Source organism: Streptomyces sp. NPDC052236 (genome assembly GCF_044548015.1).
GTDB lineage: Bacteria > Actinomycetota > Actinomycetes > Streptomycetales > Streptomycetaceae > Streptomyces.
Genome location: NZ_JBIUBL010000025.1, coordinates 62769 through 82839 on the forward strand (window position 1 = coordinate 62769; position 20071 = coordinate 82839).

Sequence of the window (20071 nt, forward strand, 5' to 3'; positions counted from 1 at the left end):
CGCGACGGCTGCCCCGGCCGTGTTCGCCAGGTCTGCCACGCCTGCGACAGCTGCCGCGTCAGCCAGGCGCGCCATGTCCGCCACGACCGCCATGTGTGCCACGACCTGACCTCCGGCACCTCGCACCAGCCCCCTTTCGCGATCAGACACCTGCGTGAGGGACACTTAATCACCAGACGTATGTGTTGATCATGGAGGAGCCACCCGTGGAGTTCGACGTCACCATCGAGATCCCGAAGGGGTCGCGGAACAAGTACGAGGTGGACCACGAGACGGGTCGGATCCGCCTGGACCGTCGCCTCTTCACCTCGACCAGTTACCCGGCCGACTACGGTTTTGTCGAGAACACCCTCGGCGAGGACGGCGACCCGCTGGACGCGCTGGTCATCCTCGACGAGCCGACCTTCCCCGGCTGCCTCATCAAGTGCCGCGCCATCGGCATGTTCCGGATGACGGACGAGGCAGGCGGCGACGACAAGCTGCTGTGCGTGCCGGCCTCCGATCCCCGAGTGGAGCACCTGCGCGACATTCACCACGTGTCGGAGTTCGACCGCCTGGAGATCCAGCACTTCTTCGAGGTCTACAAGGACCTGGAGCCCGGCAAGTCCGTCGAGGGCGCCGACTGGGTGGGCCGCACGGAGGCCGAGGCGGAGATCGAGGCGTCTTACAAGCGCCTTGAGGCCCAGGGCGGCGCGCACTGACGCGGTTCTGGCGCGATTTTGGCGCGATTTTGGCGCGGTACTGACGGGGCACTGACGCGCCGCTGAGTTGCTCGTGTGCGGGCGGCCCACCCTCCGGGGTGTGCCGCCCGCTCGCGTGTGTCCGCGCGTCCATGCACATACTGGGTGACCCGGGAACATGCGAGCGGCCCAGAGGGAGCCCAGAGCCCAGAGGCCAGAAGGAGCGAGGACAGCGAAGTGGTGGCGGAGCGGGAGGGTCCGGACGACCGGAAGCCTCAGTCCGACGAGGCGCACAGTGCCTTCTCCCCACCGGTCGGGGTGGGTCAGCCGGAGGCCCCCGAGGAGGATCAGCCGACCTCGGAGTTCTCCGTTCCGCAGGGAATCGGCACCGAGACGCCGGCCGAGCCGGAGGGTTCCGCGTTCGCCCCGCCCCGTACCTACAGCGCCAAGCACTCGCCACCCGCCTTCACGCCCGGGCAGGGCGTCCCGCTCGTCCGGCTCACCAAGGACACGCCCTGGCAGCACCGGATGCGGGAGATACTGCGCATTCCGGTCAGCGAGCGGCCGGTCCTGGAGGTGGTGCAGCGGCAGGAGGACGGTGGCCCTGCCGTACCCCGCGTGCTGGACCTGACACTGCGTATCGGCGAGCTGCTGCTCGCGGGCGGCGAGGGCGCGGAGGACGTCGAGGCGGCGATGTTCGCCATCTCCCGGTCGTACGGCCTGGACCGCTGCGAGCCGACCGTCACCTTCACCCTGCTGTCGATCACCTACCAGCCCTCGCTCGTCGACGACCCGGTGACCGCGAACCGGACGGTACGACGGCGGGGCACCGACTACACCCGGCTGGCGGCGGTCTACCGCCTGGTCCACGACATCAGTTCGGAGGAGGCCGACGTCTCCCTGGAGGAGGCCTACCGCCGCCTCGCGGAGATCCGGCGCAACCGGCACCCGTACCCCGGCTGGGCGCTCACCTCGGCCGGCGGTCTGCTGGCCGGATCGGCGTCCGTGCTGGTGGGCGGTGATCTGCTGGTGTTCCTAGCGGCGGCGGTCAGCGCGATGCTCGGCGACCGGCTGGCGTGGCTGTGCGCGGGGCGCGGGCTGCCGGAGTTCTACCAGTTCGTGGCGGCGGCCATGCCGTCGGCCGCGATGGGTGTGGCGCTGACGCTGACACCGTGGGACCTGCGCGCCTCCGCGGTGATCACCGGTGGGCTGTTCGCGCTGATCCCGGGGCGGGCGCTGGTCGCCGGTGTGCAGGACGGGCTCACCGGCTTCTACATCACCGCCGCCGCCCGGCTCCTCGAAGTCGGCTATCTCGTCGTCGGCATCGTCTTCGGGGTGCTGATGGTGCTGTATCTCGGGGTCGCGCTGGACGCGGGTCTCAATCCGGAGACCGCCATCCACAGCGTGGAACGGCCGGTGATCCAGACCCTGGCGGCTATGGGGTTGTCGCTGTGCTTCGCCGTACTGCTTCAGCAGGAACGTAACACCGTGCTGCTGGTGACGCTGAACGGCGGAGTGGCCTGGGTGGTGTACGGGGCGCTCGCCGACACCGCGAACGCCTCGCCGGTAGCGGCGACGGCCGCGGCGGCCGGTCTGGTGGGCCTGTTCGGGCACGTGCTCTCGCGCTACCGGTTCGCGTCCGCCCTGCCGTACGTCACGGCCGCGATCGGGCCGCTGCTGCCCGGCAGCGCGACGTACTTCGGGCTGCTGGAGATCGCCCGCAACAACCTGAACGCGGGCCTCGCCTCACTGTCCAAGGCGGCGGCCCTGGCGCTGGCCATCGCGATCGGGGTGAACCTGGGCGGGGAGATCTCCCGGCTGTTCCTGCGGGTGCCGGGCACCGAGGCGCCGGCGCCGACCGAGCGCCGCGCGGCCAAGCGGACGCGCGGCTTCTAGGGCGATCCCGTTCGGTCAGCGCTTGGCGTGGCGGCCACCACGCTGGCCCGGAGGCAGATCCGGGCCCGGAGGCAGATCCGCGACCGGTCCGGCGGCGGCAGCTGCCTTCTTGCCCTTGGAGCGGGCCCGCAGGAACTCGATCGCGATCGGCAGGACCGAGATCAGCACGATCAGGAGCAGGATCGATTCGATGTGCGCGTGAACGAACTCGACATTGCCGAGTGCGGCGCCGAGCAGCGTCACGCCCGCTCCCCAGAGCACGCCGCCGATGACGTTGTACGTGATGAACGAGCGGTAGTTCATCCGGCTCACACCGGCGATGATCGGCGTGAACGTACGGACGATGGGCACGAACCGGGCCAGGACCAGCGACTTCGGGCCGTACTTCTCGAAGAATTCGTGCGCCTTCTCGACGTTCTCCTGCTTGAAGAGTCTGGAGTCGGGGCGGGTGAAGAGGGCGGGGCCCACCTTGCGCCCGAAGAGATAGCCGACCTGGTCACCGGCGATCGCGGCGAGCACGACCAGGGTGCACACCGCCCACAGCGGCAGGTCGTCCAGCTTCCCGGTGGTCACCAGCAGGCCGGTGGTGAACAGCAGCGAGTCGCCCGGCAGGAAGAAGCCGATGAGCAGGCCGGACTCGGCGAAGACGATGACCAGGACGCCGATCAGGCCGAAGGTCCCGATCAGATAGTCCGGGTCCAGCCAGCTCGGTCCGAGCGCAAGGGTAGTCACGAAGTCCGGGCTCCTGAGTCGATAGTCGGTCGCTCGTCGATCGGCGTGGTAGGCCGCCGCTCCAAGCTACCCGCCAAGTTATCAACGGATTGGCCGTACCCCACGTTCCACCGGCCCACTGGGGATGCACTGTGCTGGGACTGGGACAAAGCTGTGCGTCGGGGAAGAGCCGAGGAAAGACCGAGGAAAGGCGGGCGCGGATGAGCATCGAGGACTACGGCGGCGGACAGGCTGTCGGTGCCGACGTGTTGGTCGTCACTACGAACGACGTACCCGGATTTCAGGTGCAGCAGGTGATCGGTGAGGTGTTCGGGCTGACCGTGCGCTCACGCCACCTGGGCAGCCAGATCGGCGCGGGCCTCAAGTCGATGATCGGCGGCGAGCTGAAAGGGCTGACCAAGACCCTGGTCGAGACGCGCAACCAGGCGATGGAGCGGCTCATCGAGCAAGCGCGCTCGCGCGGGGCGAACGCGGTGCTGATGTTCCGTTTCGATGTGACGGACGCGGCGGATGTGGGCACGGAGGTCTGCGCGTACGGCACGGCGGTGGTCCTGACCCGCGTCTGAGCGCATGCCTGAGAGATCAGGGCTGAGCGATCAGGGCTGAGACGCGCGCCGGAACGGAGGCGTACTCAGCCGCTGTGGCGCTGCGCGTTCGCCAGGATCGCGTCCCGCAGATGCTCGGCCAGACCCGCCCTCATGGAGTCGTAGAACTCCTTGAAGCGCTCGTCGGACACATACATCTCGCCAAGGCAGGTGTGGATCTCATAGGTGCACTCGTAGAACCACTTGGTGATGTGGAGCCGGTGCTCCTCGGCCATATCCATGGCCCCCCGGCCTGCCGGCGCCTCACCGGCCGCCATCAGCGCCTCGTAGCGTGTCCCCCAGTCAGAGACCTCCTCCTGCATGCGCTTCCAGTCGTCCTTGGTGTAGCCGGCGGCCCGCCGCTGCGACTCGGCGTAGGCGGCGGTGTGGCCCCAGCGGCGCTCGGCCTCCTCTGCGTACTGCTCGGGGTCCTTGGCCCCGAAGACCTCGAACCTCTCCTCGGGCGTGAGGTTGATGCCCATCTTCTTCGCCTCCATGGCTTGTTCGACGGCGGCGGCCATCTGCCGTAGTTTGGCGATCCGGCCAGAGAGCAACTCGTGCTGTCGGCGCAGGTGCTCCTGCGGGTCCACGTCCGGGTCGTCCAGCAGCGTCGCCACCTCGTCGAGCGGGAAGCCGAGCTCCCGGTAGAAGAGGACCTGCTGCAACCGGTCCAGGTCGGCGTCCTCGTAACGCCGGTGGCCCGCGTGGCTGCGCCCGCTCGGGCAGAGCAGTCCGATCTCGTCGTAGTGGTGCAGGGTGCGCACTGTCACTCCGGCGAACCCGGCGACCTGTCCCACGGAGTAGCTCATCGCCGTCCGCTCCTTCGTTTTCTCGGTACGCGCCTCAGCCTGGGTCCTCACGCCACGTGAGGTGCAAGCCCACGTTGTCCTTCGCATTGTCGTTTCAGGGCTGGTTCTGGCAGGCCAGCCGGAACACCGTCCACCGCACGCCGTCCGGGGATATCCGGTACTCGCAGCGGCTGTCGACCGCCATGAAGCCCAGCGGGGTCCGCATGACGTACCCCGAACGGAAGTCCGTCTGCTCGAAGGTGCGCCCGCCGTCCTTGCTGGTGTAGACGTCCTGCTCCCCGTACAGCACAAGGTCGCCGCCGCGCCCGGGCACCACGTGGCCGAGCAGCGTCCGGGGCTCCCGCTCGGGACCCGTCGTCCACATCCGCTCCCAGGTGCGGCCTCTGTCGAGCGAGCGGTGGAGGGCCCGCAGCCCGTTCTTCACGTCGTCGGGATCAAGACTCCCGGTTTCCGCCGCGTAGACCGCGTCCTGGCCGACCGAGACCACCACTTCGCGGGCGGGCTTCTTTGTCGGACTCGGCAACGGGCTGACCGCCCAGTGCCGGCCCGAGTCACGCGAGACCGCGACCGCCACCGCGCCGGAGGCCGGGTCTCTGCCCGACACCCACCAGGAGCCGTCCGGCTCTGCCGCACTCGCGTAGACCGGCGCCATGTCCAGCGGCGGGCCCTGCGCGAGGAACCAGCGCCGCCCGTCCTTGGGCGAGAGCACCGCCATCCGGTGCCGGGTGCACTCCTGCTCCTCGGGGTCGGCCGATGACACGCACTCGGTGGACAGCACCGCGCCCTTCGGTATCGCCGTCACCGTGCCGTGCGCCTTCCAGTCGCCGGCCCGCCAGGACCGGCCGCCGTCCGCCGTGAACCAGGTACGGCGGCGCTGCGTCTCGCCGTGCTCCCTGATCCAGGCGCGGGCCGGGCCCAGGACCTGCAGTTCCGCGCTGATGCCCGAGTCACCGTGCACGTCGGGCAGCGGCGAGCGGCGCAGGACCCAGGAGGCGGCGCCCCGGTCGAGCACCGCGACGTACTGCTTGCAGAAGGCCTTCACCGACTTTGCCGGGTCCTCCGGCACACATTGAGCGAGCAGCGCGAAACCGCTGCCGTCGGCGGCGAACCGCACCTCGTGGGCCCAGCCGGGCAGCCCCGGCGAGGACGGTATGCGGGGCAGCGGAACCGCCCGCCCCCGCTCCCGCTTCCCGTCCCCCTTCCCGTCCCTGTCCCCGTCCCTGTCCCGGTTCCCCTTCCTGTCCACGTCCCCGTCCCCGTCCCCGTTCCCGTCCCGGGTCCCGGTCCCGACAGGCTCCTGACCCTTGTCCGCGCCCCGGACAGCGCCCCCGCCCGGCGGAGGTGACGGCCCGTCCGCCGAACAGCCCGCCAGCAACACCGCGAGCAGCGCCGCAAGCGCCGCCGCCAGAAACCCGGGCATCCCCGCGCCCGTCCCCGCACACCCGCGCATGAAGCTTCCCCCTGCCTTCAGACGACCCGCACGGAAGACCGTGCTGCCTCTGATACACCGCCCACCGGCTTCGGGTTCCGCTCCATGCGGAGGTAATTCCAAACGAGTTAGTTGCTGAGCCGCCTGAACCGCCGCACGGCCAGCGGGAAGAACACCGCCACCAGCGCCACCGGCCACGCCACCGCCATCAGCCCGGCATGCTCCGCCGCCCACGAGTCGCCCACCGGGATGCCCGACAGGTCCCGTACCGCCGTGGCCGTCGCCGACATCGGGTTCCACTCGACCGCCGCGCCCAGCCAGCCCGGCATCGACTCCGGCGACGCGAAGGCGTTGGAGAGAAAGCCGATCGGCCAGACCAGGATCTGCACCGCCTGCAGCATCTCCGGCTTGCCCGCCACCATCGCCAGGTAGATCCCCATCCACAGCATCGCGAACCGCAGCAGAAGCAGCACCCCCACGGCTCCCAGGAAGCCGCCGAACGAGCCGTCCCAGCGCCACCCGATCGCGTAGCCGACCCCGATCATCACGGCCAGGCCCAGCGCCGACTGAAGCATGTCCGCCGCGCTTCGCCCGACCAGCACCGCCGAGGACTCCATCGGCATGGAGCGGAACCGGTCGATGACTCCCTTGCCCAGGTCCTGGGTGACCGCCAGCATCGTGGACTCCAGGCCGAAGGCCATGGTCAGCGCGAGCATGCCGGGCACCAGATAGCCGACGTACGCCCCCTCGACGCCCCGCCCGCCGCCGATCAGATAGCCGAACATCAGCAGCAGCATCACCGGGAAGACCAGACCGACGACGACCGCCACCGGCTGTCGCGCCCAGTGGGCGAGTTCGCGCCGGGTCATGGTCCAGGAGTCGGCCAGCGCCCAGCCCAGACTCGTACCGGTCCGCACGCCCATATTCGTACGCACGCTCAGGTTCGTACTCATGCCGCGACCTCCTTCGTCAGATGCAGGAAGACCTCGTCCAGCGTGGGACGGCGCAGCGCGATGTCCTCCGCCTTGATTCCGACCGCCTCAAACTCCCGTACGGTCGCGATCAGCGCCGCCATCCGGTCCGCCACCGGCGCGCTGATCAACCGCCTGTCCTCGTCCATGTCGACCGTGCCCGCGGCCGTGCCCGCGCCCGCGCCCGCGCCACCAACTCCCACCGCGCGCGCCAACGCCGCCGCGCCGGCCGCCAGTTCGGCCGCGTCATGCAGGACGACAGTGATCCGGTCGCCGCCGACCTTCGCCTTCAGCTCGTCGGCCGTGCCGTCCGCGACGACCCGCCCGGAGTCGATCACCGAGATCCGGTCGGCCAGCTGATCGGCCTCCTCCAGATACTGCGTGGTCAGCAGTACGGTCGTGCCGCCGCCGACCAGTGAGCGCACCGCGCCCCACACCTCGGCCCGCCCGCGCGGGTCAAGACCGGTCGTCGGCTCGTCCAGGAACAGCACGTCCGGCTCGGTGATCAGCGAGGCCGCCAGATCGAGCCGCCTGCGCATCCCGCCGCTGTACTGCAGCACCGCCTTGCGCCCGGTGTCCGCGAGCCCGAACCGTTCGAGCAGCTCGTCCGCCCGTACGCCGGCCCGCCGCGCCCCCAGGTGGTACAGCCGCCCGAACATCTCCAGGTTCTGCCGGCCGCTGAGTTTCTCGTCCAACGCCGCGTGCTGGCCGAGCAGCCCGATCCGCCGCCGTACTTCGGCCGCCTCGGTCCGTACGTCGTGGCCCGCGACCCGCACCACGCCCTCGTCGTGGTTCAGCAGCGTCGCCATGACGCGTACGGCGGTGGTCTTGCCCGCACCGTTGGGCCCGAGAACTCCATGCACCGTGCCCTGCTCCACCACCAGGTCCAGCCCGGCCAGGGCGCTCTTCTCCCCGTACCGCTTATGCGCGCCCGTTACGACGATCGCGTCCGGCATACACTCCCCCAAAAACAGGTAGTCAAATTTGACTAGGTCGCCAAAGTAGACCAGTGAGCGCGATTAGTCAAACTTGATTAGGTCTGATCTTCCTCACGCGGCCTGCCCGCCGCGTACGGGTTCTTCTCGCCCTCCGCGAGCACGCCGACAAAGGGCTCACCCTCCCCCGCGAAGGTGTACGCCCCGCCCTCGATCCGCCGGATCAGGCCCCGCGTCCACTCCGCCCCGAAGTCCGAGGAGGACACCCACAGGTTCATGATCTCGCCGATGTGCCCGAGCGACTCGGGCCCCTCCTCCGGCGTGTAGTACTCCGTGACCGCGGAACGCCACGCCTCCAGGCCGCGCACCCGCTCCTTCAACAGCGCCACAGCCTCCTCCCGGCCCAGGTCGACAATGCAGCCGAGCCCCGCCGAGAGGTAGTCCATCTTCTGGTCGTAGCTGGTCAGCGACGTGCGGAGCAGGCCGAAGTACTCCTCGGCGCCACTTTCGGTGAGCTCGTACTCAATACGCGGCGGCCCACCGGCCGTCGACGGCGCGATCTCATGCGCGTGCAGCAGGCCCTGCTTCGCCATCTGCTTCAGCGCGTGATAGATCGAGCCGGGCTTGGCGTTGGACCACTCATGCGCGCCCCAGTACTCCAGATCGTTGCGGACCTGGTAGCCGTGCGCCCGCCCGTGCTGGCGTACGGCCCCCAGGACCAGCAGCCGGATCGCAGACATCCGCTTACCTCAGTTCTCCTGATTGCCACTGCGTTGTCACTGCATTGCCACTGCTTCTATTCAAGTTTGACTAGATTAGTCGTCATGACCGAGAAGACAGTTCCGATCCTGCCCTGCCAGACCCTTCAGCCCGTACTCGACTTCTACACCGCACTCGGCTTCGAGGTAACTTTCCACCAGAAAAGCCCCAATCCGTACGGCGTGGTCGAGCGCGGCGGTATCCAGTTGCAGTTCTTCGGGATGAAGAAGCACGACCCCGCCGCCTCGCTCTCCACCTGCTACGTCCTCACGGACGACGTCGACGGCCTGTACGAGTCGTTCCGGACGGGCCTGAAGGCAGCGTACGGAAAGATCCCGACCCGCGGTCTGCCGAGGATCGGGCAGCTCAAGGACACGAGCTACGGGGTGCGGCAGTTCCTGCTGAGCGACCCGGGCGGCAACTGCATCCGCGTGGGCCAGCAGATCAGCGAGGACCTGCACCACCGGCCCGCGCCCAAGGAGACCTTCGCGCGCGCCCTGCACCAGGCGACGCTCTTCGCCGACTCCAAGGAGGATCCGGCGGGCGCCGCGAAGATCCTGGACCGGGTGCTGGCGCTGGAGGACGAGCGGCCCACCCCGGCGCAGCTCGTACAGCTGCTGGAGCTGCGCGCGGAGATCGCCCACCGGCTCTACGACGACGAGGCCGCGGCTCGTCTGCGCGAGCGGGCCGCGGCGGTCACGCTCGCCGACTGATCCCAGCTGCCGCTAGGGCGTGTTTTGAAGTAGCGCCGTCCGCCCGAAGGGCGGGCCCTGCGGCGTCTGGTGCGTGCAATCGCAAGGCGGTGGGGGCACCCCCAGGCGAAGCTCTGGGGGAGTAATTGGGCGACTCCGACAACACCGCGAGTGCGCGTGCAACACCGCGAGTGCGCGTGCCAGGCGTCGCGGGGCTGGGGGTCCTCCCCTGGCTTCTCCCCCGTGGCTTCGCACGGGAGGTGCCCCCAGGGGCCCCCCACCGGACGAAGTCCAGGGGGAGGGACTTCTCAAACACGCCCTAGCCCCAGCTGCCGCCGCCCTGCTCCTCAGCCACCAGGTCGAACGCGCCCTTGCCGTCCAGCGACTCGCGGATGATGTCCGCGTGGCCCGCGTGCCGGCCGATCTCCTCGACCAGATGCACCAGCAGCCAGCGCATCGACACCGCGCCGTCCTTGGGGAACCAGGGCGCGGGCGGCAGCGGGAAGGTGTCGTTCAGGCTGGGCACCGAGGCGATGAACTCCTCCGTCTCCTTGGCCACCGACTCCCAGAAGGCCAGCATCTCCGGGATTGTCTCGCCCTCGACGAGGCGGAAGCTGTCGCTCCAGGTCTCCTGGGTGCGCGCCTTCTCGTTCGGCCGCTGCTGGGCCATCCGCAGCCAGTTCAGCTCCGTCTCGGCGACATGCTTGAGCAGGCCGGAGAGCGAGAGCTCGCTCGCGCTCGGGCGGCTCGCCGCCTGTTCCTCCGCCAGTCCGAGCACCGAGCGGCGGAGCGCACCGCGCTGTGCCTCGACAAAGGCGAGCAGCGCGCCGCGCTCGTCGCCGTGAGCCTCTGCGGGAACGTGAGTGACCATGATGGTGTCCGCCTTCCGAGCTTGGCTGGGTCGCCATTGCCGTTGCCGTCCTGCTCCGACAACAACCAAGCTACGGACCCTTGCGGTCAGCTTCTGTCCGCAAGGAAGGACGAGACGAGATCAGAAGGGGAACCGCGAGCGGCCGTACTGGATCGAGATCCACTTCTGGGTGGTGAACGCCTCGATCATCGACTCGCCGTTCAGCCGCCCGCTGCCGGAGTGCTTCTCGCCGCCGAAAGGCACGGTGGGCTCGTCGTGGACCGTACCGTCATTGATGTGGATCATGCCGCTCTCGATCCGCTGGGCGATCCGCACACCGCGCTCGATGTCGCCGGTGTGCACGGCGCCGCTCAGGCCGTACGGAGTGTCGTTGGCGATCCTGACCGCCTCGTCCTCCCCGTCGAACGGCACCAGCAGCGCCACCGGCCCGAATATCTCCTGCGACAGCAACGGCGAATCGGCCGCGAGGTCCGTCAGCACCGACGGGCTCACCAGATTACCGACGGCCGTGCCGTGCAGCAGCGCGGTGGCCCCGGCCCCGACCGCCTGGTCGACCAGCGTGGTCACCGCCTCCACCTGCTTGGAGTTGATGAGCGGGCCGATGTGGGTCTGCGGGTCCGCCGGGTCGCCGACCTTCAGCGTCTTGACCTTGGCGACGAACTTCTCGGTGAACTCCTTCTCCACCCGCCGGTCCACCAGAACGCGGTTGGCCGCCATGCAGACCTGGCCCTGGTGCACGTACCGGCTGAAGACGGCGGCATCCACGGCGTAGTCGAGGTCGGCGTCCTCCAGCACGATCAGCGCGCTGTTGCCGCCCAGTTCGAGGATGATGCGCTTGAACTGCTGCGCGCAGACGGTGGCGACGTGCTGGCCCACCTTGTCCGAGCCGGTGAAGGAGATCACCTTGGGCACCGGGTGCACCAGCAGCGCGTCGCCGATCTCGGCTGTGTCCGTGATCAGGACATTCAGCAGGCCCGCGGGCAGGCCCGCCTCCTCGAACACCTTGGCCACCAGCGACCCGCCGCAGATCGGGCTGTTCTGGTGCGGCTTGAGCACCACACCGTTGCCGAGCGCCAGCGCGGGCGCGACGGACTTGATCGCCAGCAGGAAGGGGAAGTTGAACGGACTGATGACACCCACGACGCCGACCGGGAGACGGTAGATACGGTTCTCCTTGCCTTCGACCGGCGAGGGCAGAATCCGGCTCTCGGGCCGCAGCGCCAGCTGCATCGCCTCGCACAGGAATTCCTTGACGAGGCGCAGCTCGAAGGCCGCCTTCAGGTGGGTGCCGCCGAGCTCGGCGATGATCGCCTCGGCGATCTCCTGCTCACGGTCGTCTATGACGCGCAGCGCGCGCTCGAAGACCAGCCGGCGGGAGTTCGGATCGGTCGCGGCCCAGCCGACCTGCGCGCGTTCGGCGGCGCGGTAGGCCTGGTCGACCTGGTCGGCCGTGGCGATCGTGATCGACGCGAGCTTCTCCCCGTCGTACGGATTGAAATCGATGATGTCCCATGAGCCGTCGCCGGGCTTCCACTCGCCGTCGATGTACTGGTGGGCCAGCTCGGTGAAGAGGGACGACATTGATCCGATTCCTTACCGCAGAGGTGAGCAGAGGACGACTGGAGACAGCCTCCAAACGGATGTCCGGTTTCCCGTCATCGTACTGATGTTTCACATCAGTTGGAGCAGCCCCCGGAGAAGATCCCGGCTCTCGGCCGGATCTGGACTGTCCTGGTGGAGCCGCTCCATCACCCGCTCGTACATGGCGACCTCTTCGCGCTTGTCGAGGTACAGGGCGCTGGTGAGCTGCTCCAGGTATACGACGTCGGACAGATCCGACTCCGGGAAGCGCAGCATCGTGAACGCGCCGCTCTCGCCCGCGTGCCCGCCGAAGGTGAACGGCATGATCTGAAGCGTGATGTTCGGCTGCTCGGACACCTCGATGAGGTGCCTCAACTGGCCCTGCATCACGGCCCTGTCACCGTACGGGCGGCGCAGCGCCGCCTCGTCCAGTACGGCGTGGAAGCGCGGCGCCCGCTCGGAGACCAGCGCCTTCTGGCGCTCCAGCCGGAGCGCGACGCGCCGGTCGATCTCGGCCCGCGAAGCGCCGGGCATGCCGCGTGTGACGACGGCGTGTGCGTACGACTCGGTCTGCAACAGGCCGTGCACGAACTGCACTTCATAAATACGGATGAGTGATGCGGCGCCCTCCAGGCCCACGTACGTCTGGAACCAGCCAGGAAGTACGTCGCCGTAGCTGTGCCACCATCCGGCCACATTGGCCTCCTTGGCGAGCCCCAGCAGCGATCCGCGTTCCGCTTCGTCAGCGACCCCGTAGAGCGTCAGCAGATCCTCGACGTCCCGCGCCTTGAAGCTCACCCGTCCCAACTCCATGCGGCTGATCTTGGATTCTGATGCGCGGATCGAGTACCCGGCGGCTTCGCGGGTGATGCCACGCGATTCTCGCAGCCGCCTCAGCTGGGAACCCAAAAGGATGCGCCGCACTACTGACCCGCTCGACTCGCCTGCGGTCACGACCCCAACCCTCCTCGTCGCTGCTACATCACTACTTGATGGTTTGGGTTGCCCCCGACCCTCAAGGGCCGGATTCTGCCATCAAAACGCTTTCAGCGCGTACTCGTTCGGTTACGGAGATGAGAAGGCTCGCCGGGCGGGGCGAAAGAGTTTGATGGAAGAAAAGGTAAAGAACCGGTATGTGATCGGACAGGTCCGGCGCCTGCACGTGCATCTGCCCTTGCATCTGCTCTACGCATTGGGAACCATGGTCCTCGCGCACCTGCGTGCTCGTTCGTGTTCCAGCGTCACAGCCGCGATTTCCGGGAGTGCCTCGCATGGGGATGAATGGATCGACCATGCTTGAGCCGTTAAGGCAAGGGCTTCCTCCTATAGATCCCGCCGCGGCTTCGAGCTCTGCCTCGTGCGCGCTGCCCGCACACTACGAAGCGGTGCGCGGGGCACGGCAGTTCACCAAGTCGACGCTGGGCCAGTGGGAACTGACCGATCGCTTCGACGATGTCGCGCTGGTCGTCTCCGAACTCGTCACCAACGCGCTACGGCACGCGGTGCCCGCCGAGGGTCAGCGGGAGACCCACCAGCCGCCCGTACGGCTGCACTTGATGCACTGGACGAGCCGGCTGGTGTGCGCGGTGCGCGACCCCAGCCAGGAGAGCCCCGGCGACGGCGACGGCGACGACATTGAGTTTCCCGACCCCTGTGGCGCGGCCGAGTCGGGCCGGGGACTGTTCCTGGTGGATTCCTTCAGCGACAGCTGGGGCTGGCACCCGCTGGCGGGGGCGTTGCAGGGCAAGGTCGTCTGGGCGCTGTTCCGCCTGGGCCAGACCTGAGCCAGAGACCGACGGCCGATTCCCCGGCCGGTCCACCGGACCGGCCGGGGAATCGGCCCGCGCCCGGGCCACCTCAGATCAGATGGTCGAACTCCCCGTCCTTGACGCCCAGAAGCAGCGCCTCGATCTCCGCGGGCGTGTAGACCAGGGCGGGTCCGTCGGGGTGCCGTGAGTTGCGCATCGCCACATCCCCATCGGGCAGCTTGGCGAACTCCACGCAGGAACCCTGCGAGTTGCTGTGCCTGCTCTTCTGCCAGACGACCCCATGAAGCTCCGTGGCCGCCATGCCGTTGTACGCGTGGTGCACGAGTAGCTCCCGGGAGACAAGATGCATGGGTCAACTGTCCCGGATCATAGCTGTGTTTCACGTGCCACTGCATGAGCAAATGCACGTGCACGCGCAGTGGTCCCTTGGTTACAACTCCGGTCACCACGACGGCAACAGCTTCTCCAGCACTCCCCTAGAAGACGTGCCCCGGGCCCGTTTGGCTCCCTTGTTCGGACTGATTCCGGTCCGCTTACGACCGGTTACGGTTCAGCGGCCGATCGATGAGTACGGCAGCAGGGCCATTTCGCGAGCGTTCTTGATCGCCCGCGCCAGTTTCCGCTGCTGCTGGGCGCTCACCCGCGTCACCCGGCGGCTGCGGATCTTGCCTCGGTCCGAGATGAACCTCCGCAGCAGATCGGTGTCCTTGTAGTCGATGTACGTGATCTTCGCCTGGTCCAGCGGGTTGGGCCGGGACTTGACGGGCTTGCTGCGCGGATCGGGGCGGCGGGGCATGTCAGACCTCCAGGAGGGAATCAAAGGCGGGCGGCAGCAGCTTCCAGGCGTCGCGCCCGGCGGCGTACTCGGCATCCGTCAGCAGGCAGGAGTCGAGGAGCTGCTCGATCCCGTCGCGGTCCAGACCGGGCGAAATGAAGACCAGGTGCTGGCAGCGGTCCCCGTGCTCGGGATGCCAGTCCAGTGCGGCAGCTGCCCGGCGTACCGGCTCGACCAGCTCCCAGGCGGCGTCCGGCAGCGAGGCGAGCCACGGCCCCGCGCTCTCGACGCAGAGCGCCCCGCCCGCCGCGTCCCAGGCCAGCAGTGTGTCGGGCCGGTCGGCGAGCCAGAACCTGCCCCGGCTGCGGGCCGCCGCGCAGGTCAGGTCCTCCAGCGCCGCGTAGAGCCGCTCCGGGTGGAAGGGGCGCAGGCGGCGCCAGACGTACGTAGCCACCCCGCGGTCGTCCGCGTCCTGCGGCAGCAGCGCGCACGCCGGGTGCTGCGCGGCGGCTGCCGCCCTGACGTCGAACCCCGCCAGCGCGGCGACGGCCAGTCCGGGCCCAGAGACGGCGACCTGCCGTGCGGTCGGATGGAGCTGGGCCAGCAGCGCGCGGTCCTCGTCGTCGGCCTCTTCGCTGTCGACCACGGCGAGCACAGGCGCGTACTCCAGCTGGCGGGCCCAGGTGTCGGCGACCGTGCGCTGGTCGGAGGCGGCGGCAGCGAGCCCGGCGTCGATCAGGTCGTCGCCGTTGCCGAGGTACGGCAGTAGCAGGGCCGGGTCGACGGCGGTCATCACCGCGGTCACGGTGAGGCCGTCGCCGCCGTGGGCCTCGATGACCTCGGCCATCACCTTGGGCTCGACGGAGTCCCACAGTTCTACGACCGCGAGGCGCGCGGAGCCGCCGGCCGCGAGGCGCGTCAGCTCCGGTACCAGGTCCTCGCGGAGCGCGCAGCAGGCGCAGTCGTTGACCAGCGGCGTCTCACCGGTGTCACGGACGCCGAGGGCGTCGCGGACGGTGCGTACGACCGTGCCCTGTACGGCGGTCGAGAGGTCGTGGTGGAGCGCGACGCTGCCGGGCACGGTGGCGAGCAGCCGCTCGACGGTGGCCCTGCGGGCGTCGGAGTGCAGTCCGCCGACGATGACGACCGCCAGTTCATGCGGCCGCTCATGGGCCTGCTCATGGGGCTGCGTCATCCCCGGCCTCCGTAACGCCGCTCGAAGCGTTCCACGCGTCCTGCCGTGTCGAGCACGCGCGCCGTCCCCGTATAGAAGGGGTGACTCGCCGAGGAGATCTCGACATCGACGACCGGGTAGGTGTTGCCGTCCTCCCACTCGACCGTCTTCTCGCTGGTGGCGGTCGAGCGGGTGAGGAAGGCGAAGTCGGCCGCCTTGTCGCGGAAGACGACGGGGCCGTACGAAGGGTGAATGCCGGGCTTCATAGAGCGGCTCAGCGCTCCTCTCGGAAGTCGACGTGCTTGCGGATCACGGGGTCGTACCTGCGCAGCGTCATGCGGTCGGGGTCGTTACGGCGGTTCTTGCGGGTCACGTAGGTGAAGCCGGTGCCCGCGGTGGAGCGGAGTTTGACGATCGGGCGGAGTTCGTTGCGAGCCATGGGGCTAGTATATGGAAATGGTTTCCATTACCAAATGGGCCGATCGAGACCGCCAATGAGAGGTGCATCACTCGTGTCCGCGCACTGCCAGCTGACCGGCGCCCAGCCGGGCTTCGGCAACAACATCTCCCACTCGCACCGGCGTACGTCCCGCCGGTTCAACCCCAACATCCAGCGCAAGCGCTACTGGCTGCCGAGCGAGGGCCGCCATGTCCGGCTCACGCTGAGCGCCCGCGCGATCAAGGCCATCGACACGATCGGGATCGAGGCGGCCGTGGCCCGGATCCGTGCCCGCGGGGTGAAAGTCTGATGGCGAAGCAGAGCAAGATCGCTCGCAATGAGCGGCGCAAGGTCGTGGTCGAGCGGTACGCGGCGCGGCGGGCGGAGCTGAAGGAGATCATCCGCAGGCCGGGCACAAGCGAGGACGAACGGTTCGCGGCGCAGCGCGAGTTGCGACGTCAGCCGCGCGACGCGAGCGCGACGAGGGTACGGAACCGGGACAGCGTGGACGGCCGTCCGCGCGGCCACCTGCGGAAATTCGGCCTGTCCAGGGTGCGGCTGCGTGAGCAGGCCCACGCCGGATTCCTGCCGGGGGTGCGCAAGTCCTCCTGGTAACTTGGCGCGGTCTTGCAACCGCGACATGGGGGACAGATCAGTGCACAAGCGCGTACGTATGTCAGTGGCCGCGGCGGGTCTTGTCGCCGCACTCGCGCTGACGGGCTGCGGCAGTGACGGCGACGACTCGGCCTCGGACAAGGCCTCGGCCACACCGGCGGGCTCGGGAGCGGAAACGGGCTCCGCGAGCATCGAGGGCGCGTGGTCCGGCAAGACGAGCGACGGCAAGTCGATCGACCTCGCCGTCACGGGCACGAAGGTGGTGCTGCTCGCCGACGGGCACGCGTGCACGGGCGAGGTGGCGGACCACGGCAAGCTGATGCTGTCGCTGAAGTGCGCGGACGGGAACACGGACCGCACGATGGGCACGATCGAGTCCAGCACTGACAAGAGCCTGGTCATCTCCTGGGACGCCGGCGCGAAGGACACGCTCTCGAAGTCCGCGGCGGGCGCGCTTCCGCCGGGCCTCCCGTCGGGGCTGCCTACTCCCTGACGCCTGGCCGACTTGCGTCGATTGCGGGCCGCGGACCTTGACGGGTTCGCGGCCCGTTGCCGTGTGGCGCGGGCGCGGGTTTTGAGGGCGTCGGGTTCAGCCGCAGCAGTCGCAACCGGCGCGGCAGCCCGCTGTGGCGGCGGGGGCCGCGCAGCAGCCTTTGCCCTGCCAGGCGTCGCGGCCTTCCTTGACAGCGATGACGGCGATGACGAGGGCGGCGATCGGGTCGGCCCAGGACCAGCCGAGGGTGGCGTTCAGTACGAGTCCGACGAGGAGCACGGCGGAGAGATAGGTGCACAGCAGGGTTTGCTTGGAGTCGGCGACCGCCGAGGCGGAGCCGAGTTCGCGGCCCGCCTTGCGCTGGGCGGCCGACAGGAACGGCATCACGGCCAGGGACAACGCGGCGATGACGATGCCGGGGATGGAGCGTTCGGCCTCGCCGGTGCCGGCCAGCGCGCGGGCGGCGTCGAAGGTGACGTACGCGGCGAGCACGAAGAACGACACCGCGATGATCCGCAGGGTGGTCTTCTCCCGCACTTCGCGCACAGCTTGCTCACGGGCGGAGAACTGCCAGGCGACCGCCGCGGCCGAGGAGACCTCGATGACCGAGTCCAGGCCGAAGCCGATCAGCGCGGTGGAGGAGGCGATCGTCCCGGCAGTGATCGCGACGACCGCCTCGATGACGTTGTAGGTGATCGTCGCCGCGACCAGCAGCCGTATCCGGCGAGTCAGGACGTCCCGGCGGGCCGGGGCCGAGCCTATGCCGATGGGTATCCCGGCGGTCATCTCAGCAGCAGCCCTTCTCATCCGCGTCCAGGCAGGTCTTGTCGGCCTCGACAGCCACCACGGCGGTGCGCAGATCGTCCAGCGCGTGCCCGAGGCGTTCGTCGGCGAGCTCGTAGCGGGTGCGGCGGCCGACGGGCACGGCGACGACCAGGCCGCAGTCGCGCAGGCACGCCAGGTGGTTCGACAGCCGGGTCCGGGAGATCTCCATGGCGTCGGCGAGGTCGGCGGGATGGGCCGGTGCCTCGCGCAGGGCGAGGAGGATACGGCAGCGGATCGGGTCGGCGAGGGCGCGGCCGAACCGCGCCAGCACCTCGATGTCGGGAGCGAGAGTCAGCACATCGCCGACAGTACACGAAAACCTGAATTCATCCTTTCCTGCATCCATGGGGCGCGGTGGAGCGGGCCGCGGACCTTGGCGGTTCGCGGCCCGTCGTCTTGTGATCCTTCCGTGGAACGCCGGGGCGCACCCCTTCGTGATGGGCACGACAAGGTTCTTGACCTTTAACGATGCCCCACCGCTCATGTACACCGAGGGCATGTACAGCGGCCAGATCATCGACGATCCAGGACTCGTGAGGCAGTACATGAACGCCTATAACCGGCTCCGGGCCGCCGCGCTGCCGCCGGAGGCGTCCCTAAAGATGATCGAGGCAGCGGCTGAGGACTATCGAAACGGCAAGCACTCACGTTGATTTGAGCTCCGTCACCTGCCGCAAGAACAGTTACACCAACGGCGAGGGCGGGCTCTGTGTCGAGGTCGCCCAGGATTTCCCCGGTGCGGCCCGCTGGCGTAAGAGCAACCACAGCGATGCCACCAGCGGAGAACGCCTTGGGGTCGCCAACATCCCCGGCATCGTCCCCGTCCGCGACTCCAAACGCCCCCACGGCCCCGTCCTGCTCATCCCCGCCCACTCCTGGGCCCCCTTCATCTCCGCCCTCAAGTAATCCGCGGGTACGCCCTCGGCATCTGCGCGCCGTCCGCCGCCGTCGTGCCGTGTTCCCAGCCCGCCAGGTCCGTCGCCCCGCGCACCCTCGTGCTCGTCGTCTCCGGGAACATCCGCTCCGTACGGTCCGTGACCGCCACGTCCCTCGATGCCAGTACCGGCAGCAGGTCCTCCGCCGCCGTCACGCTCTCCGTCGCCGCCGCCAGGCGTTCGCCGAGGCGGCTGGCGTACGCCATCAGGAACGACTGGCGGAAGGCCTTTGTACGCTTTCGGCCGCCCGCGCGCTGTGTCGCCTCCGCGCGGGTCATCGCCGTGGTGCCCTGGACCAGGAGTGACGTGTAGAGCAGCTCCACCGCGTCCAGGTCGCCCGCAAAGCCGACGACCGTCGAGAAGCCGAAGGCGCTGTTCCAGACCGCGCGGCAGCGGTTCGCGGAGGCGACCGCGTCGAGCAGGATCGCCTTCGCCGTTTCGTACGGGGTGTCCACGCCGATGCGGCAGGCCGCGGGCGTGTCCGGGCGGTGGGTCTGGGCCGCGAGCAGGGCTTCGTCGATGCTGTAACGGGCCATCAGTTCCTGCGCCTTCGCGGTGAGCGCCTCCGCCTCCTGCGGGTAGTCCGTGCCCTCCGCCTTGGCGAGCAGGGCGCGGATGCGGGTGAGCATGCGCGGCTCGTGCGGGGAGGGCGGCGCGGTGAAGGGGGCGCCGGGGGGCGGGGCGACCGGCTCGATCGCGGGAAGGCGGGCGAGTAGCCCGTACAGCTCCAGCACTGTCGTGGCGTACGAGAAGCGGTCGGCTCGGTAAGGGGCCGAGGGCTTCAGCTCCGTGAGTTGAGCCTGCCAGCGCGGGGCGAGGTGCGCGTACCGGGCGCTCTCGCTCTCGATCAGTTCCGCAAGCAGCCGCTCGTGCGCCTCGCCGAGGTCGCGGCGGACAAGCCGTACGACATCCGCGGGCTGCCAGCCGCGCTCCCAGGCACGGCGTACGAACTCCTCGCCGCGCCGTCGCAGTTCGGCGTCGGCGGACGGGTCGGCGGCCAGCAGGGACGCGCCCGTGTCGATGCCCTCGTGCCCGTCCGCGTACAACGCTGCGGACAGGGCTTTCTCGACCGTGCTCACGGGGCTCCTCCTCCTGGGCGTGTTCGTA

At 69.1% G+C, this 20071-nt stretch carries 26 protein-coding genes and 1 pseudogene; 10 read left to right on the plus strand and 17 right to left on the minus strand.

The genetic code is table 11. The features are described from left to right. The first annotated feature begins 206 nt into the window (after positions 1–206). A complete protein-coding gene (locus tag ACIHCQ_RS32955) occupies positions 207–701 on the plus strand; it encodes an inorganic diphosphatase (RefSeq protein ID WP_018959738.1) in 495 nt (164 codons plus the stop codon). Positions 702–917: 216 nt separating this feature from the next. After that, on the plus strand, positions 918–2576 hold the full coding sequence (locus ACIHCQ_RS32960) for a threonine/serine exporter ThrE family protein (protein ID WP_399670692.1): 1659 nt from the start codon (positions 918–920) through the stop codon (positions 2574–2576). Positions 2577–2591: 15 nt separating this feature from the next. On the opposite strand, the gene ACIHCQ_RS32965 is transcribed toward ACIHCQ_RS32960, so the two are convergent. Beyond that, entirely contained in the window at positions 2592–3308 is a 717-nt protein-coding gene (locus ACIHCQ_RS32965; RefSeq protein WP_399670695.1) for a DedA family protein, read from the minus strand. Between the two features lie 200 nt (positions 3309–3508). Between ACIHCQ_RS32965 and ACIHCQ_RS32970 the strand changes: the two genes are divergently transcribed. Next, positions 3509–3874: a YbjQ family protein gene (locus ACIHCQ_RS32970; RefSeq protein WP_399670698.1), complete on the plus strand. Its 366-nt coding sequence runs from the start codon at positions 3509–3511 to the stop codon at positions 3872–3874. 65 nt (positions 3875–3939) lie between these two features. Here the strand turns inward: ACIHCQ_RS32970 and ACIHCQ_RS32975 are convergent, their stop codons facing one another. From ACIHCQ_RS32975 to ACIHCQ_RS32995, 5 genes are all read right to left on the minus strand, one after another. Then, the gene (locus tag ACIHCQ_RS32975; RefSeq protein WP_399670701.1) at positions 3940–4701 is read right to left on the minus strand and encodes a MerR family transcriptional regulator; all 762 of its coding nucleotides are present in this window, start codon (positions 4699–4701) and stop codon (positions 3940–3942) included. Between the two features lie 94 nt (positions 4702–4795). Continuing rightward, positions 4796–6121, minus strand: coding sequence for an exo-alpha-sialidase (locus ACIHCQ_RS32980; RefSeq protein WP_399670704.1), 1326 nt, complete (start codon positions 6119–6121; stop codon positions 4796–4798). A gap of 137 nt (positions 6122–6258) precedes the next feature. Beyond that, positions 6259–7083, minus strand: a complete 825-nt coding sequence (locus tag ACIHCQ_RS32985; RefSeq protein ID WP_399670707.1) for an ABC transporter permease — start codon at positions 7081–7083, stop codon at positions 6259–6261. Beyond that, positions 7080–8057, minus strand: a complete 978-nt coding sequence (locus ACIHCQ_RS32990) for an ATP-binding cassette domain-containing protein (protein WP_399670710.1) — start codon at positions 8055–8057, stop codon at positions 7080–7082. The genes ACIHCQ_RS32985 and ACIHCQ_RS32990 overlap by 4 nt, the downstream gene beginning before the upstream one ends. A 77-nt stretch (positions 8058–8134) precedes the next feature. Then, on the minus strand, positions 8135–8776 hold the full coding sequence (locus ACIHCQ_RS32995) for a PadR family transcriptional regulator (protein WP_399670713.1): 642 nt from the start codon (positions 8774–8776) through the stop codon (positions 8135–8137). 84 nt (positions 8777–8860) lie between these two features. On the opposite strand from ACIHCQ_RS32995, the gene ACIHCQ_RS33000 reads away from it, so the two are divergent. Continuing rightward, positions 8861–9508, plus strand: a complete 648-nt coding sequence (locus tag ACIHCQ_RS33000; protein WP_399670716.1) for a bleomycin resistance protein — start codon at positions 8861–8863, stop codon at positions 9506–9508. Between the two features lie 298 nt (positions 9509–9806). Here ACIHCQ_RS33000 and ACIHCQ_RS33005 read toward each other — a convergent pair whose 3' ends face one another. The 3 genes from ACIHCQ_RS33005 to ACIHCQ_RS33015 all read right to left on the minus strand — a co-directional run bounded on the left by ACIHCQ_RS33005 (position 9807) and on the right by ACIHCQ_RS33015 (position 12893). Further along, on the minus strand, positions 9807–10358 hold the full coding sequence (locus ACIHCQ_RS33005) for a DinB family protein (protein WP_399670719.1): 552 nt from the start codon (positions 10356–10358) through the stop codon (positions 9807–9809). Positions 10359–10478: 120 nt separating this feature from the next. Further along, the gene (locus ACIHCQ_RS33010) at positions 10479–11939 is read right to left on the minus strand and encodes an aldehyde dehydrogenase family protein (RefSeq protein ID WP_399670722.1); all 1461 of its coding nucleotides are present in this window, start codon (positions 11937–11939) and stop codon (positions 10479–10481) included. Positions 11940–12029: 90 nt separating this feature from the next. Beyond that, positions 12030–12893 carry a helix-turn-helix domain-containing protein gene (locus tag ACIHCQ_RS33015; RefSeq protein WP_399670725.1) on the minus strand — a complete coding sequence of 288 codons (864 nt, stop codon included), beginning with the start codon at positions 12891–12893 and terminating at the stop codon, positions 12030–12032. 317 nt (positions 12894–13210) lie between these two features. On the opposite strand from ACIHCQ_RS33015, the gene ACIHCQ_RS33020 reads away from it, so the two are divergent. Next, positions 13211–13723: an ATP-binding protein gene (locus ACIHCQ_RS33020; protein WP_399670728.1), complete on the plus strand. Its 513-nt coding sequence runs from the start codon at positions 13211–13213 to the stop codon at positions 13721–13723. A 73-nt stretch (positions 13724–13796) separates the two neighbouring features. Here ACIHCQ_RS33020 and ACIHCQ_RS33025 read toward each other — a convergent pair whose 3' ends face one another. The 5 genes from ACIHCQ_RS33025 to rpmG all read right to left on the minus strand — a co-directional run bounded on the left by ACIHCQ_RS33025 (position 13797) and on the right by rpmG (position 16096). Further along, positions 13797–14030: a DUF397 domain-containing protein gene (locus ACIHCQ_RS33025; RefSeq protein ID WP_399670927.1), complete on the minus strand. Its 234-nt coding sequence runs from the start codon at positions 14028–14030 to the stop codon at positions 13797–13799. 228 nt (positions 14031–14258) lie between these two features. Then, positions 14259–14504, minus strand: a complete 246-nt coding sequence (rpsR, locus tag ACIHCQ_RS33030) for a 30S ribosomal protein S18 (RefSeq protein WP_399670731.1) — start codon at positions 14502–14504, stop codon at positions 14259–14261. 1 nt (position 14505) lies between these two features. Further along, positions 14506–15678: a CobW family GTP-binding protein gene (locus ACIHCQ_RS33035; RefSeq protein ID WP_399670734.1), complete on the minus strand. Its 1173-nt coding sequence runs from the start codon at positions 15676–15678 to the stop codon at positions 14506–14508. Next, positions 15675–15923: a type B 50S ribosomal protein L31 gene (locus ACIHCQ_RS33040; RefSeq protein ID WP_399670737.1), complete on the minus strand. Its 249-nt coding sequence runs from the start codon at positions 15921–15923 to the stop codon at positions 15675–15677. The genes ACIHCQ_RS33035 and ACIHCQ_RS33040 overlap by 4 nt, the downstream gene beginning before the upstream one ends. A gap of 8 nt (positions 15924–15931) precedes the next feature. Beyond that, on the minus strand, positions 15932–16096 hold the full coding sequence (gene rpmG, locus ACIHCQ_RS33045) for a 50S ribosomal protein L33 (RefSeq protein ID WP_399670740.1): 165 nt from the start codon (positions 16094–16096) through the stop codon (positions 15932–15934). Positions 16097–16169: 73 nt separating this feature from the next. On the opposite strand from rpmG, the gene rpmB reads away from it, so the two are divergent. From rpmB to ACIHCQ_RS33060, 3 genes are read left to right on the plus strand one after another with little or no spacing between them, the layout of a single operon-like run. Then, positions 16170–16406 (plus strand): 50S ribosomal protein L28, encoded by a 237-nt coding sequence (rpmB, locus tag ACIHCQ_RS33050; protein WP_399670743.1) that lies wholly within the window; start codon positions 16170–16172, stop codon positions 16404–16406. Beyond that, positions 16406–16711 (plus strand): 30S ribosomal protein S14, encoded by a 306-nt coding sequence (gene rpsN, locus ACIHCQ_RS33055; protein WP_399670746.1) that lies wholly within the window; start codon positions 16406–16408, stop codon positions 16709–16711. The genes rpmB and rpsN overlap by 1 nt, the downstream gene beginning before the upstream one ends. 25 nt (positions 16712–16736) lie before the next feature. Further along, positions 16737–17204: a hypothetical protein gene (locus ACIHCQ_RS33060; RefSeq protein WP_399670749.1), complete on the plus strand. Its 468-nt coding sequence runs from the start codon at positions 16737–16739 to the stop codon at positions 17202–17204. 96 nt (positions 17205–17300) lie between these two features. Here the strand turns inward: ACIHCQ_RS33060 and ACIHCQ_RS33065 are convergent, their stop codons facing one another. Further along, positions 17301–17990, minus strand: a complete 690-nt coding sequence (locus ACIHCQ_RS33065) for a cation transporter (RefSeq protein WP_399670752.1) — start codon at positions 17988–17990, stop codon at positions 17301–17303. 1 nt (position 17991) lies between these two features. Further along, positions 17992–18327: an ArsR/SmtB family transcription factor gene (locus ACIHCQ_RS33070; protein ID WP_399670755.1), complete on the minus strand. Its 336-nt coding sequence runs from the start codon at positions 18325–18327 to the stop codon at positions 17992–17994. Positions 18328–18424: 97 nt separating this feature from the next. On the opposite strand from ACIHCQ_RS33070, the pseudogene ACIHCQ_RS33075 reads away from it, so the two are divergent. Both ACIHCQ_RS33075 and ACIHCQ_RS33080 read left to right on the plus strand, forming a co-directional pair. Beyond that, positions 18425–18682, plus strand: a pseudogene (locus ACIHCQ_RS33075) (Scr1 family TA system antitoxin-like transcriptional regulator); the annotation flags it as partial. 1 nt (position 18683) lies between these two features. Beyond that, positions 18684–18935: a DUF397 domain-containing protein gene (locus ACIHCQ_RS33080; protein ID WP_399670758.1), complete on the plus strand. Its 252-nt coding sequence runs from the start codon at positions 18684–18686 to the stop codon at positions 18933–18935. Here ACIHCQ_RS33080 and ACIHCQ_RS33085 read toward each other — a convergent pair. After that, positions 18928–20043 (minus strand): DUF2786 domain-containing protein, encoded by a 1116-nt coding sequence (locus ACIHCQ_RS33085; RefSeq protein ID WP_399670762.1) that lies wholly within the window; start codon positions 20041–20043, stop codon positions 18928–18930. The two genes, ACIHCQ_RS33080 and ACIHCQ_RS33085, sit on opposite strands and share 8 nt — an antisense overlap. Between the last annotated feature and the right edge of the window lie 28 nt (positions 20044–20071).

Bases quoted from the DNA above. Each gene is read 5' to 3' on its own strand.
- ACIHCQ_RS32970 (WP_399670698.1), top strand. From the start codon at position 3,509: ATGAGCATCGAGGACTACGGCGGCGGACAGGCTGTCGGTGCCGACGTG.
- ACIHCQ_RS32975 (WP_399670701.1), bottom strand. From the start codon at position 4,701: ATGAGCTACTCCGTGGGACAGGTCGCCGGGTTCGCCGGAGTGACAGTG.
- ACIHCQ_RS32980 (WP_399670704.1), bottom strand. From the start codon at position 6,121: ATGCCCGGGTTTCTGGCGGCGGCGCTTGCGGCGCTGCTCGCGGTGTTG.
- ACIHCQ_RS32985 (WP_399670707.1), bottom strand. From the start codon at position 7,083: ATGAGTACGAACCTGAGCGTGCGTACGAATATGGGCGTGCGGACCGGT.
- ACIHCQ_RS32990 (WP_399670710.1), bottom strand. From the start codon at position 8,057: ATGCCGGACGCGATCGTCGTAACGGGCGCGCATAAGCGGTACGGGGAG.
- ACIHCQ_RS32995 (WP_399670713.1), bottom strand. From the start codon at position 8,776: ATGTCTGCGATCCGGCTGCTGGTCCTGGGGGCCGTACGCCAGCACGGG.
- ACIHCQ_RS33000 (WP_399670716.1), top strand. From the start codon at position 8,861: ATGACCGAGAAGACAGTTCCGATCCTGCCCTGCCAGACCCTTCAGCCC.
- ACIHCQ_RS33005 (WP_399670719.1), bottom strand. From the start codon at position 10,358: ATGGTCACTCACGTTCCCGCAGAGGCTCACGGCGACGAGCGCGGCGCG.
- ACIHCQ_RS33010 (WP_399670722.1), bottom strand. From the start codon at position 11,939: ATGTCGTCCCTCTTCACCGAGCTGGCCCACCAGTACATCGACGGCGAG.
- ACIHCQ_RS33020 (WP_399670728.1), top strand. From the start codon at position 13,211: ATGGGGATGAATGGATCGACCATGCTTGAGCCGTTAAGGCAAGGGCTT.
- rpsR (WP_399670731.1), bottom strand. From the start codon at position 14,504: ATGCCCCGCCGCCCCGATCCGCGCAGCAAGCCCGTCAAGTCCCGGCCC.
- ACIHCQ_RS33035 (WP_399670734.1), bottom strand. From the start codon at position 15,678: ATGACGCAGCCCCATGAGCAGGCCCATGAGCGGCCGCATGAACTGGCG.
- ACIHCQ_RS33040 (WP_399670737.1), bottom strand. From the start codon at position 15,923: ATGAAGCCCGGCATTCACCCTTCGTACGGCCCCGTCGTCTTCCGCGAC.
- rpmG (WP_399670740.1), bottom strand. From the start codon at position 16,096: ATGGCTCGCAACGAACTCCGCCCGATCGTCAAACTCCGCTCCACCGCG.
- rpsN (WP_399670746.1), top strand. From the start codon at position 16,406: ATGGCGAAGCAGAGCAAGATCGCTCGCAATGAGCGGCGCAAGGTCGTG.
- ACIHCQ_RS33060 (WP_399670749.1), top strand. From the start codon at position 16,737: ATGGGGGACAGATCAGTGCACAAGCGCGTACGTATGTCAGTGGCCGCG.
- ACIHCQ_RS33065 (WP_399670752.1), bottom strand. From the start codon at position 17,990: ATGACCGCCGGGATACCCATCGGCATAGGCTCGGCCCCGGCCCGCCGG.